General features: G+C 64.9%; 11 protein-coding genes. 10 read left to right on the top strand and 1 reads right to left on the bottom strand.

Going from position 1 to position 12,857, the window contains the following annotated elements; genetic code table 11:
- Positions 1–94 precede the first annotated feature (94 nt).
- The 6 genes from JW030_RS08565 to JW030_RS08540 all read left to right on the top strand — a co-directional run bounded on the left by JW030_RS08565 (position 95) and on the right by JW030_RS08540 (position 7,363).
- Positions 95–1,525: a gamma-aminobutyraldehyde dehydrogenase gene (locus tag JW030_RS08565; RefSeq protein WP_188044126.1), complete on the top strand. Its 1,431-nt coding sequence runs from the start codon at positions 95–97 to the stop codon at positions 1,523–1,525.
- Between the two features lie 227 nt (positions 1,526–1,752).
- The gene (locus JW030_RS08560) at positions 1,753–2,967 is read left to right on the top strand and encodes a PotD/PotF family extracellular solute-binding protein (protein ID WP_188044125.1); all 1,215 of its coding nucleotides are present in this window, start codon (positions 1,753–1,755) and stop codon (positions 2,965–2,967) included.
- A 5-nt stretch (positions 2,968–2,972) separates the two neighbouring features.
- Positions 2,973–4,145, top strand: a complete 1,173-nt coding sequence (locus JW030_RS08555; protein WP_188044124.1) for an ABC transporter ATP-binding protein — start codon at positions 2,973–2,975, stop codon at positions 4,143–4,145.
- 6 nt (positions 4,146–4,151) lie between these two features.
- Positions 4,152–5,009, top strand: coding sequence for an ABC transporter permease (locus JW030_RS08550; protein WP_188044123.1), 858 nt, complete (start codon positions 4,152–4,154; stop codon positions 5,007–5,009).
- A gap of 53 nt (positions 5,010–5,062) precedes the next feature.
- On the top strand, positions 5,063–5,809 hold the full coding sequence (locus tag JW030_RS08545) for an ABC transporter permease (RefSeq protein ID WP_188044403.1): 747 nt from the start codon (positions 5,063–5,065) through the stop codon (positions 5,807–5,809).
- A gap of 138 nt (positions 5,810–5,947) precedes the next feature.
- A complete protein-coding gene (locus JW030_RS08540) occupies positions 5,948–7,363 on the top strand; it encodes an APC family permease (protein ID WP_241095390.1) in 1,416 nt (471 codons plus the stop codon).
- Position 7,364: 1 nt separating this feature from the next.
- Here the strand turns inward: JW030_RS08540 and JW030_RS08535 are convergent, their stop codons facing one another.
- Complete coding sequence (locus JW030_RS08535; RefSeq protein WP_188044122.1) at positions 7,365–8,024, bottom strand: YitT family protein; 660 nt, start codon at positions 8,022–8,024, stop codon at positions 7,365–7,367.
- A 62-nt stretch (positions 8,025–8,086) separates the two neighbouring features.
- On the opposite strand from JW030_RS08535, the gene JW030_RS08530 reads away from it, so the two are divergent.
- From JW030_RS08530 to ftsX, 4 genes are all read left to right on the top strand, one after another.
- A complete protein-coding gene (locus JW030_RS08530; RefSeq protein WP_188044121.1) occupies positions 8,087–9,523 on the top strand; it encodes a PLP-dependent aminotransferase family protein in 1,437 nt (478 codons plus the stop codon).
- A 33-nt stretch (positions 9,524–9,556) separates the two neighbouring features.
- Positions 9,557–10,663 carry a peptide chain release factor 2 gene (gene prfB, locus JW030_RS08525; RefSeq protein WP_188044120.1) on the top strand — a complete coding sequence of 369 codons (1,107 nt, stop codon included), beginning with the start codon at positions 9,557–9,559 and terminating at the stop codon, positions 10,661–10,663.
- 84 nt (positions 10,664–10,747) lie between these two features.
- Entirely contained in the window at positions 10,748–11,917 is a 1,170-nt protein-coding gene (gene ftsE / locus JW030_RS08520; RefSeq protein ID WP_188044119.1) for a cell division ATP-binding protein FtsE, read from the top strand.
- A complete protein-coding gene (ftsX, locus tag JW030_RS08515) occupies positions 11,914–12,828 on the top strand; it encodes a permease-like cell division protein FtsX (protein WP_188044118.1) in 915 nt (304 codons plus the stop codon). The genes ftsE and ftsX overlap by 4 nt, the downstream gene beginning before the upstream one ends.
- Positions 12,829–12,857: the final 29 nt, after the last annotated feature.

Raw genomic sequence — 12,857 nt, 5'->3', positions numbered from 1 at the left:
AACGCAAAGGAATCCGAAGCGACTGTTCGAATTCGCAGATCATTTGCACACTCTGATTGGTGACGGGCCGCCGAGAATCGCCTAGGCTTCGGGTATGCGTGTACTACAGAACTACATCAATGGGGATTTCGTTCCTGCCGAAACCAACGAGTACTTCGAAGTGCTCAATCCCGCCACGGAGGAGGTCATCGCGAGTTCGCCGGTCTCGACCGACGCCGACGTTGACCGCGCCTACGCGGCCGCTTCCGCCGCGTTCGCGGGTGAGTGGGGGGCAACCACCCCGCAGGATCGCTCCAACGCCCTCTGGCGTATCGCCGCCGAGATGGAGCGCCGCGCTGCTGATTTCGCCGATGCCGAGTCGCTTGACTGCGGCAAGCCGCGCGCGACGATCATCGCCGACGAGATCATGCAGTCGGTGGACCAGATCCGCTTCTTTGCCGGTGCCGCTCGCAACCTTGAGGGCAAGGGCGCGGGCGAGTACCTCGCCGGCCACACCTCCTATGTGCGTCGCGAGCCGATTGGCGTCGTGGGCCAGATCACCCCGTGGAACTACCCGCTGAACATGGCCGTGTGGAAAATTGGGCCCGCGCTTGCCGCTGGCAACACGATCGTGCTGAAGCCCGCGTCGACGACTCCGCTGTCGACGCTGCTGCTGGCTGAGGTCGCCGGGCAGTTCCTCCCGGCCGGCGTGCTGAACGTCGTTCTCGGGAGCCGCGTCACCGGCGCCGCCATGACGGACCACCCGACGCCCGAGCTCGTCGCCATCACCGGATCTGTCCGTGCCGGCATGGAGGTCGCGAAGTCCGCGATCGAGACGATGAAGCGCACCCACCTCGAGCTGGGCGGCAAGGCCCCCGCAGTGGTGTTCGCTGACGCCAACATCGAGCAGGCCGCAGAGGGCATCGCCTCCGCTGCCTTCTTCAACGGCGGCCAGGACTGCACCGCCGCGACCCGCGTGATCGTGCACGAGAGCGTGCACGACGAGTTCATCGCAGCGATCAAGGCACACGTCGAGGCCAACGTCACGACCGGCGCACCGGATCAGGGAGCGTTCTACGGCCCGATGAACAACGACCGCCAGTACGCCAGCGTGCTCGGCATGCTCGAGCGTCTGCCCGAGCACGCCGTCGTCGTGACGGGTGGCAAGGCGAAAGACGGCGCTGGGTACTTCATTGAGCCCACGATCGTTGACAACATGCGTCAGGACGACGAGGCGGTGCAGGAGGAGATCTTCGGGCCGGTGCTCACGGTGCAGACCTTCAGTACCGAGGCCGAGGCGCTCGCGCTCGCGAACGGCGTCCGCTACGCGCTGGCCGCGTCCGTCTGGACCACCGATCACGGCACCGCGATGCGCCAGGCGAAGATGCTCGACTTCGGCTGTGTCTGGGTGAACACCCACATCCCGTTCGTGTCGGAAATGCCCCACGGTGGCTTCAAGTACTCGGGCTACGGCAAGGACCTCTCGATGTACGGCTTTGAGGATTACACGCGCATCAAGCACGTGATGCACTTCCTCGGCGAATAGTCGCAATCAGAAGGGCGGTGTACCGGCGGATTCTCTCGCCGGTCACCGCCCTTCTTGCATGCTCTCCCGCGGATTGGTAACCGTTGCGTGAAGATTTCGCGTCAGCGGCCCTGCGTATTTTGTCTGGTACCGAATCTATGTCAGTATTCGAGACATACCCAGGCGATGGCGCTTGCAGCGCAGGTCTCTTGGGCAATTCACCGACAAAGATGTCAAGGAGTGCTCTCGTGGTTCAACGACTTCCCGAAGATCCGATGGTTCAAAGGCTGATTGCCTACGCTCGCAGCGCGCAGATGTCGCGCCGTGGCCTCATGAAGGGCGTCGGAATCGGTGCTGCCGGCGCCGGCGCGCTCGCGCTGAGTGCCTGCGCCCCCGGGGCTGGCTCACCGGATCAGGGTGACGGCTCGGCCGGCACCATCGTGTGGGGCAACTGGCCCTTCTACCTCGATTTCGACGAGGAGAGCGGCACGTACCCCTCGCTCGATGCGTTCATGAAGCAGACCAACATTCAGGTCGACTACCTCGAAGACATCGACGACAACAACACCTTCTACGGCAAGATCAAGGACCAGCTCAAGCTGGGACAGCACACGGGCTACGACGTCATCACCTTCACCGACTGGGTGAACGGTCGCCTCATCACTGACGGCCAGATCCAGGAGCTGGACAAGGCCAACATGCCGAACACCTCCCGCTTGCTGCCGACCCTCGTCGACAGCCTCGACCTCGACCCGGGCCGCAAGTTCACGATGCCCTGGCAGGCACCCGCCGCCGGTGTCGTGTGGAACACGAAGGAAGTCCCGGACGGCATCCGCACCCTCGACGACCTGCTGCGCCCGGAGCTGAAGGGCAGGGTGGGCGTGCTCTCCGAGATGCGCGACACCATGGGCATCATCATGCAGGCGCAGGGCGTCGACATTACGCAAGGCTGGGGCGACACCGAGTTCGACGCGGCGCTCGGCTGGCTTGACGACGCGCTCAAGAGTGGCCAGATCTCGAAGGTGAAGGGCAACTCCTACACGCAGGATCTCGAGAACGACGAGACGCTCGCGGCGATCGCCTGGACTGGCGACATCGCGATCCTGAACTCTGAGCAGGGCGATCGTTGGACGCTCGACGTCCCCGAGTCGGGCGGCACGATTACTGCCGACTCATTCGCGATTCCGAACGGCACCGAGGCGGCCGAGAAGAAGCTCGCGGAAGAGATGATCAACTACTACTACGAGCCCGAGGTCGCGGCCATGGTCGCCGACTACGTCTGGTTCGTGACCCCGGTTGACGGCGCGCGCGAGGCGATGGAGAAGGTCAATCCGGATCAGGTCGACAACCCGTACATCTTCCCGGACGAGGAGATGGCGAATCGCCTCAAGACCTTCCGCACGCTCACGCCGCAGGAAGACAACACGTACACCAAGCAGTTCAACAACGTCCTGGGGGTCTAAGCAGCGTGAATGACGGTACTTTCGCTGAAGCCGGTGCAGACCTCGAACTCGTGGGGATCGAAAAGCGGTTCCCCGGGTTCACTGCAATCGAGCATTTGAACCTCACCATCCCGGCAGGATCCTTCTTCGCGTTGCTCGGCCCCTCGGGCTGCGGCAAAACGACGACGCTTCGCCTGGTGGCCGGCCTCGAAGAGGCCACCCAGGGCAAGATCTTGATCGGCGGGGAAGACGTCACGTCGCTGAAGCCGCACAAGCGGCAGGTGAACACCGTATTCCAGTCGTACGCGCTCTTCCCGCACATGACCGTGCTTGAGAACGTCGCGTTCGGCCTGCGCCGCCGCAAGATGGGGGATCCGCTGGGTAAGGCACACGAGGTGCTGCGCCTCGTGGAGCTCGACCACATCTCGGACCGCAAGCCCTCGCAGCTTTCGGGTGGTCAGCAACAGCGCGTGGCCCTGGCCCGTGCCGTCGTCAACCGCCCGGCGCTGTTGCTCCTCGATGAGCCCCTGGGGGCGCTCGACCTCAAGCTGCGTCGTCAGATGCAGCAGGAGCTCAAGCAGATCCAGCAAGAGGTCGGACTGACCTTCCTGCACGTCACACACGATCAGGAGGAGGCCATGACCATGGCTGACACCGTCGCAGTGATGAATAAGGGACGGATCGAGCAGATGGGCGCGCCCGAGGAGCTGTACGAACTGCCGAAGACGGTGTTCGTCGCGAACTTCCTCGGCCAGTCCAACCTCTTTGCCGTGCAGGTGGCGGGGACGACGGACACCGCGATCCACACCAACTTCAATGGGCACCGCATCACGGTCGACCGGGCGCGCAGCGAACGCGACTCGGGCTCGATTACCGTGGGCGTTCGTCCGGAGAAGCTGCGGCTGCACATGAGCGCGCCCGCCGATACGGCCGGGATCAACGTCGTGGGCCCTGGCCGCATTACGGACGTCTCGTTTATTGGCGTGAGCACGCAGTACACGGTGAGCTCGGACGAGTTCGGCGACGTGCAGGTCTTCGCGCAGAATGTCGAGTCTGGCCCGGTGGGCAAGCGCGGCGATGAGGTCTGGTTGAGCTGGCTCGCAGAGCACACCTTCGGTTTGCTCGACGACCACCTCGAGACCGGTTCGCTGACCACCGAGGCGTCGACCAGGGCCATCGCGGCCCAGGCCGCAAAGTAGGCTCCCATGGCATTTACCGCATTTGCGAGCGGCAAGGTCGTCGAACAGGCGCCGCGGAAGGGGACCTGGGTCGCGCTGCTCTTACTGCTTCCCGGTATCGCCTACATGGTGCTGTTCTTCGTGACGCCGTTCATTCAACTGTTCCTGACCTCGCTGCAGGCTCCGGCCGCCTCTGGCGGCATCGGAGATTACGTCGCAGCGACGCAATTCAGCAACTACTGGGCGGCACTCGCTGAGTACTGGCCGCAGCTGGTGCGCTCGTTCACGTACGCGCTGATCGCCACCGTGGTCGCGCTCGTGATCGCGTATCCGCTCGCCTACATGATCGGAGTCAAGGCACGTTCGAAGCCCATGTTGCAGGGCATTCTGCTGATCCTGGTGGTCGCGCCCTTCTTTATCAGCTTCCTGCTGCGGACGCTGGCCTGGAAGCAGATCCTCCCCGGCGAGTGGATCGGCACTGACTTCTCCGTGATCTTCGGCCTGGTCTACAACTTCATTCCCTTCATGACCCTGCCGATCTTCGCCTCACTGCAGCAGCTCGACCTGCGCCTGGTAGAGGCCGGTTCAGACCTCTACGCCTCGCCGGTCACGACCTTCCGCAAGGTCACCCTGCCGCTGTCGATGACGGGAATCGTCTCGGGAACGCTCCTCACCTTTATCCCGATGTCGGGCGACTACGTGAACGCGTCCCGCGAGTTCCTGGGATCAACGAACACCCCCATGATCGGTAACGTCATCGAGGCCAACTTCTTGCAGACGCAGAACTACCCGATGGCGGCGTCACTGTCGATCCTCCTGATGATCATCATCCTGATCATCGTGGCGACGTACGTGCGCAAGAGTGGCACGGAGGACCTGCTGTGAATTCGAAGTTCAGTCTCGGAAAGGCATTCGTCCCGGTCGCGGCCATCATTGCCATGGTCTACCTGCTGCTGCCCATCCTGTACGTGTTCGTGTTCTCGTTCAACGATGCGGGACGCAACAACATCACGTGGCGCGGGTTCACTCTCGACAACTGGACGAACCCCTGTGGCGCGCCCATGGTCTGCCAGGCGTTCGGGAACAGCCTGCTGATCGGCGTCGTCTCGACGGTCTTGGCAACGGTGCTCGGCAGCGCGATCGCGATCGCCCTCGTCCGGTACCGCTTCAAGTTCCGTTCGACGATCAGCCTGTTGCTGTTCACCCCGATGGCGACCCCCGAGGTCGTCCTGGGTGCGGGCCTCGCCGCGCAGTTCCTGCTCGCCGGTGTCGAGAAGGGGATCGGCACGATCATCCTCGCGCACACAATGTTCTGTATCTCGTACGTGGTCGTGGCGGTGAAGGCACGCGTGGCGAGCCTTGACCCGGCGATCGAAGAGGCGGGGCGTGACCTGTACGCACCGCCGAGCCAGGTGTTCTGGCGGATCACGCTGCCGATGCTCATGCCGGGCATCATCGGTGCCGCACTGCTCTCGTTTGCGCTGTCGTTTGATGACTTCATCATCACGGCGTTCAACTCGGGCACGGCGACGACGTTCCCGAAGTTCATCTACACCTCGGCGCTGCGGGGGGTGCCGGCACAGGCCAATGTGCTGGCGTCAATCGTGTTCTTCGGTGCACTGATACTCGTTATCGGTGTGCAGATCGCCCGCATTAGCCGAGACAAACGGCTCGCGAAGCAGTAAGTTCGAATAGTTCAGGGGGCTGCACGGCCGTGGTTGATCGGTCGTGTAGCCCCCAATTTTTGGCCGGATCAGTGTTCCGGCCGACTGGCATCGCCGCCGCGATATGCGGTGAAGCCAGGTTCTTCAAAGGAGTAGAACATGACGGCAACCGCCACGATGCCACGCGCTGGCAGCGGAACACTCAAACGTAATCTCGGCCTCTGGGCGATTGTGGGCCTCGGCCTGGGGTACATGACCCCGACCGTTGTCTTCGACACCTTCGGCATGGTGGCGAGAGACACCAACAACGTGGTTCCGGCCGCCTACCTCGTTGCGCTCATCGTGATGGTGTTCACGGCAATCAGCTACGGCAAGATGTCTGGCGCAATTCCGAGTGCCGGATCGGCGTACACCTACGTGCGCGAGTCGATCCATCCGAACGTGGGGTTCCTGGTCGGATGGACCGCCCTCATCGATTACATGCTGCTTCCGATGGTGAATTGCCTCATCATCCGCAGCTACCTCGAGGCCATTTTCCCGGGGATCCCGGGTTGGATCTGGGTCGTCGTGTACTGCGTGTTCGTGACCACCCTCATCTACCTGACGATGCGCGGTACCTCGAACATCAACATGATCCTGCTGGTCTTTTCGATCGCCGTGATGGCGGTGTTTGTCGTGATGGTGATCGCGCAGCTCATGCGCGGCGAGGGCCAGGGCACGGTTGCCTCGATGATGCCGTTCCTGCACGACGAGGTGACTATGGCCGCGGTGCTTATGGGCGCGACGATTGTCTGCTTCTCGTTCATTGGCTTTGACGCTGTGACCATGTACGCGGAAGAGGCGAAGTCGCCGAAGATCATGCCCCGCGCGATCCTGCTCACCGTCATCATCGGGGGCGCGATCTTCCTGATCGCCGGCTACTTCACGCAGCTGCGCTTCCCGAGCTCGGACGCGTTCCCCGCGGCCGCCATCGAGGACAGCACGCTGCCCGAGATTGGACTCCAGGTGGGAGGCCCGGTATTCCAGGCAATCCTCACCTCCGCAGGGTTCGCGGCGACGCTCGCCTCCGGCCTCGCCTCGCACGCCTCGGTGTCGCGCATGCTGCTCGTGATGGGGCGCAATAACGTGCTGCCGAAGAAGTTCTTCGGCTACATCAACCCGCGCACGCACACGCCGACCTTCAATATCGTGCTGACCGGCGCGATCAGCCTCCTCGCGATGTCGTTCACGCTTGAGATGATTGCCGCCTACATTAACTACGGGGCGCTCATCGCGTTCACCTTCGTCAACATCTCGGTGATTGCCTGGTTCGCGATCCGCAAGGGCCGCCGGAAGACCGCGAAGGACATCTTCACCTTCATCGTGCTGCCGGGCATTGGCATGCTCCTCACGGGTCTGCTGTGGGCGAACCTCCACATCGACGCGCTTATCGGCGGGCTCATCTGGACCGCGATCGGGTTCATCTACCTCGTCGTGCTCACGCGGGGCTTCCGTCGCAAGGTCGCGGCGTTTGACGAGAGTCAGCCGGTGACCGGGTTCAACAAGGTGCCGGAGTTCGGCGACAACGACCGATAGTTCAGGTCGACCGCGGCGAGTGGGCTGCGGGCAGCGGCGGGGCGGGGTCTCTGGACTCTGGCTCCGCCGCTGGCGTCTCGCGGGTGCGCCAGCGTCGGTCGAAGAGCGGCAGCGTGAACGCGCAGAGCGGGCCAATGAGGACGGCGAACGCGAGGGTGCCGACGCCGACGTTTCCGCCGAGGAGCCAGCCGATCGCGACCACGGTGAGCTCGATAGCGGTCCGGCCAATCCAGATCGGGGTACCGAAGCGCAGGTGAATGCCCGTCATCAGACCATCGCGCGGGCCGGGGCCGAGGCGTGCGCCGATGTAGATGCCGCTCGCGAAGGCCAGCAATACGAGGCCAAGGGCGAAATACAGTACCCGTAGCCACAGCGCCTCGGGGACGGGCAGGATCCAGAGCCCGAGCTCGATGGCCGGTCCGACGAGCAGGATGTTGAGCACCGTGCCGATCCCGGGTTTCTGCCGAAGCGGGATCCAGAGCAGGAGGACGGCGAGCCCGATGAGGTTCGTGAGGATCCCGATGCCGAAGCCGGTGTGTACCGAGATGCCCTGGGCGAACACGGTCCAGGAGTCGACGCCGATCGCCGCGCGGATCATGAAGGCGTCGGCGATGCCGTAGAGGAGGAGTCCCGGGACCAGCTGCAGGAGTCTGTTACGCATGCTGACCAGTCCACATCAGATTGGACTGGCTCTCAAGAGGCCAATTGGCCTACAGTGGCCTCATGATTGCGCAGCGACTCACCGCACGCGGGCTTGCACGCCACCTCGGGAACTGGCGCGGCGGGGGCCTCGCATATGCCGAACTGGCCGAGAGTATCTCGTTGCTGGTGCGCGACGGCAGGATCCTGGCGGGCACCGCGCTGCCCGCCGAGCGCCCGCTCGCAGAGGAGCTCGGCGTCTCTCGCACGACGGTCGCCGCGAGCTACCACCAGCTTCGGGAGACGGGGACGGCGCAGTCGCGGCGCGGCTCCGGCACGGTCATCAGGCGTGCGCGCGTAGGGGAAGCGGAGCCGTGGGCCGAGGGGTCCGTGTCCGGGATCGATCTGACGCGCGCCTCCCCGCCGCCGTGGGCTGGCCTCGCCGAACTCGGCGCGCGTGCGCTCACGGAGCACTCCGACGCGTTCACTAGTAGCGGCTACGACACCGTCGGACACCCGGCGCTTCGCGCCGCGATCGCCGACCGATACACGCGGCGCGGTCTGCCGACCTCGGCGGAGCAGATTATGGTGACGCTCGGCGCGCAGCACGCCATCTTTCTCATCGCCCGGACGCTGCTCGGTCGTGGGGACCGCAGCCTGATCGAGTCGCCGAGCTACCCGCATGCCCGCGAGGCGCTGGTTGCGGCCGGAGCGCTCGTGGCTGAGCTGCCCGTAGGGGCGGACGGCTACGACGCGGCAAGTATCCTCGAGATCGCGAAGCGCACGTCGCCCCGGCTCGCCTATCTGATTCCCGACCACCACAACCCGACCGGGTTGAGCATGCCGCAGGAGCTGCGGGCGAGCCTCATCGCGATGCTCACCGCCCAGGGCACCGCCGTCATCGCCGACGAGACCACGGCGGAGCTGACCCTGGGCGACCCTCGTCTCGTGACCCCGTTTGCGGCCTCAGCCGAACACGCGCATCAACGCGATTTGATCCTGACGGTCGGCTCCCTGGGAAAGACGGTGTGGGGCGGGCTGCGGGTGGGCTGGATTCGCGCAGCCCCGGATCTCCTGGCCAGGCTGGAGGCCTCGCGTCGCGTGAGCGACCTCGGCACCGGGACCTGGGAGCAGGTGCTCGCGCGCCTCGCCCTCGAGCAGTACGACGAGATCCTGGCGATCCGCACCCGGCAATTGACCGCCGGGCACCGGGCGCTCGCGGATGGCGTGGCGCAACTGCTGCCCGGCTGGCGGCTTTCGGCCGCGCGGGGCGGGGTCGGGGTGTGGGCCGACCTCGGGGAGCCCAGCAGTTCGCGGCTGTGCCGGGAGAGCGAGCGCCGGGGCGTGCAGTTGGTGCCTGGGCCGAGATTTGGCAGCCCAGGCGTGTTCGAGCGCTACGTGCGGCTGCCGTTTACGGCTCCGGCTGCAGAGCTCGCGCGCGCGGTGCCGCTCCTGCGCGAGGCCTGGGCGGACCGTGGGCAGGGGATCGATGTGGCGACCCGGCGCGCGACGATCATCTAGCGGGGCCGTTTCGCGCGGTAGGCTACAGGGATCATGCTCGACCTCGATCTCACCTCCCGGATCCGCGCCGTCCGCGGTACCTTCGCCGACATCTTGCAGGTGTCCGACTTAGCCAAGCTCGAGCGGGAGGCGGCGGAGTTCGAAGAACTGGCCGCGGCGCCTGACCTCTGGGACGACCTGGCGGAGGCGCAACGCATCACGAGCGGGCTGAGCCACCGCCAGGCACAGATCGCTCGGCTGCGCGCCATCGAGAGCCGACTCGACGACCTCGACGTCTTGGTAGAGATGGCACAGGACGAAGATGACGAGGCCAGCGCCGAAGAGGCCCGCTCGGAGCTCGCCGAGATCGAGTCCGTCGTCGGGCAGCTCGAGGTGCAGACGCTGTTGGCGGGGGAGTACGACGAGTATTCGGCCGTCATGACGATTCGCGCCGGCGCCGGTGGTGTCGATGCTGCGGACTTCGCCGAGATGCTGCAGCGCATGTACCTGCGCTGGGGCGAGAAGAACGAGCACCGCGTCACCGTGATGGAGACGAGCTACGCCGAAGAGGCGGGCATCAAGTCGACGACGATTCAGTTCGAGGGGCCGTACGCGTTCGGAACCCTGTCGGTCGAGGCGGGAACGCACCGTCTCGTGCGGATGAGCCCGTTCAACTCTGCTGGCAAGCGTCAGACCAGCTTCGCCGCGGTCGAGGTGATTCCGCTGATGCCAGAGGCGGTCTCGGTTGAGATTCCCGAAGGCGACCTGCGGGTCGACGTGTACCGCTCGAGCGGGCCAGGCGGGCAATCGGTGAACACCACGGACTCCGCGGTGCGCCTTACCCACCTCCCGACGGGCACCGTTGTCTCGATGCAGAACGAGAAGAGCCAGATCCAGAACCGCGCCGCCGCCATGCGTGTGCTGCAGTCCCGCCTGCTCATCCTGCAGCGTGAGGCCGAGGCGGCGAAGAAGAAGGAGCTCGCGGGCAATATCACCGCGAGCTGGGGCGACCAGATGCGCAGCTACGTGCTCGCGCCCTACCAAATGGTCAAGGACCTCCGCACGGAGCACGAGGTGAACAACCCACAGGCCGTGTTCGACGGCGACATCGACGGATTTATCGCGGCGGGCATCCGCTGGCGCTCGCTCTCGAAGGCGTAACCCGGCGGCCAGATCCTGAAAGCTCGCGCCTTTCCAGCGAGTCGCGAGGGCGCGGGCGAGCCGGGTGCGTAGGGTCGAAGCGCCATGATCCGATTTGAGAATGTCACCAAACAGTACCGGGGTACACAAAAGCCCGCCCTTGATCGGGTGAGCCTGACGATCAACCGGGGGGAATTCGTCTTTATTGTCGGCGCCTCCGGGTCGGGAAAGTCGAGTTGCCTGCAGCTGATGCTGCGCGAAGAGCAGCCGACCTCGGGCACCGTGCACGTGCTCGGTCACGAACTCGGCAACCTGTCGACCCGCAAGGTGCCGTATTTTCGGCGCAACCTCGGCGTCGTCTTCCAAGACTTCCGTCTGCTCACCGGCAAGACGGTCTATGACAATGTTGCGTTCTCGCTCCAGGTGATCGGGAAGTCCCGCGGGTTCATCCAGGAGGCCGTGCCCGACACCCTCGAGATGGTCGGACTGGGCGGCAAGGCGAAGCGCTACCCGCACGAGCTGTCGGGTGGCGAGCAGCAGCGCGTGGCGATTGCGCGCGCCATCGTCAACAAGCCCGCGGTGCTGCTCGCCGACGAGCCCACGGGCAACCTCGACCCCGCGACCAGCCTCGGCATCATGCAGTTGCTGCGCTCGATCAACGCCGCTGGCACGACCGTGGTCATGGCGACCCACGAAGCGGCTTTCGTCGATATCATGCAGCAGCGCGTGATCGAGTTGTCGCAGGGCGTCATCGTTCGCGACGAGCAGCGCGGCGGATACGGCGAGACTGCGGCGATTTCGCTCGCCGAGATCCCCGAGGCGCAGCGCACCGCCCTGCGCACGACCGAGGACGCGGTCAAAGCCGTCCTCGCGCCCGACACCTCGATCGCCCCGATCGGCGGGCCGGCGGTGCAGGATCCTGCCGCTGCTCAGTCCGCGCAGCAGCAGCCGGCTCGCCCGGACACCCCTGCCGAGGTGGCCACCCCTGCGCCCTCCCGCTCGACCCCGTCGATTCCGGTCATCGCGCCGCGTGCCGCGGCTGAGTCCCCGGCCCCGGCCGAGCCGGTCGCGCTCCCGGACACCGTGAACGACGAGACGGTCAACGCGAAGGCGCCGCAGGCTGACGGGCAACGCAAGCTCCCGAGATTCCTTGATCCGCACGTGAGGCGGGATCCGGTGGAGCTGTCTGAGACCGGAAACCTGGCGCAGTCGCTGGGGCTCGACGGCAGCGCGGGAAACAATGATGAGCAGACTGATGTGGGGCCCGTGCGATGAGAATTGGTCTGGTACTCGGCGAGGTCTTCTCTGGCCTCCGCCGCAATGTTTCTGTGGTGATCTCGGTCATTTTGGTGACCTTTGTGTCGCTGACGTTCGTGGGCGCCGCAATCTTGATGCAGCTGCAGATCCAGCAGATGAAGACGTTCTGGTATGACCGGGCGCAGGTAGCGATCTACCTCTGTACCGACTTCGACCAGAGCGAGACCTGCGCGGGAACCGACGCGAACGAGGAGCAGATCCAGGCGGTCGAGGACGCGCTGCGTTCGGACGCCCTCGCCCCCTACGTTTCCGACTTCTTCTTCGTCGATCACGACGAGGCCTACACGGAGTTTACGAAGCAATTCGCCGACAACCCCGTGGTCGACATCACGCGGCCGGAGCAGCTCAACCAAACATTCTGGGTGAAGCTCGATGACCCGTCGCAGTCCGCGATCATCCAGGAGACGTTCTCGGGCGTCCCCGGAGTGCAAAGTGTCTCGGATCAGCGCAGCCTGCTCGACCAGATCTTCTTGCTGCTCGGGATCGCCAGCTACACGGCGATCGGCATCGCCGGGCTCATGCTGATCGCGGCAGTGTTGCTGATCTCCACGACGATCCGCCTCTCGGCGTTCTCGCGCAGGCGAGAAATCGGCATCATGCGCCTGGTGGGGGCATCGAACCGGTTCATCCAGACGCCGTTCATCCTTGAGGGAATCATCGCGGCGCTGATCGGGGCGGTGCTCGCAAGCGCGGCTTCGGTCGCGATCGTGAAGTTCTTCGTGCAGGACTTCCTGGTGGTCAACGTGCCGTTTACGAGCTACATCACGGTCGAGCAGTCGCTCATCGTGCCGCCGATCTTGATCGCAGTCGGGATTGTGCTCTCGGCCTTCGCGGCGAAGGTTGCAATCACACGCTACCTTCGCGTCTAACGGCGCTCGTCCGTTAGACTGTGCGGTCG

The sequence above is a fragment of the Leucobacter sp. CX169 genome (assembly GCF_017161405.1).
Lineage (GTDB): Bacteria > Actinomycetota > Actinomycetes > Actinomycetales > Microbacteriaceae > Cx-87.
Note: the sequence above shows the minus strand (reverse complement) of the source record. Positions and strands in the feature narration are given on the sequence as shown.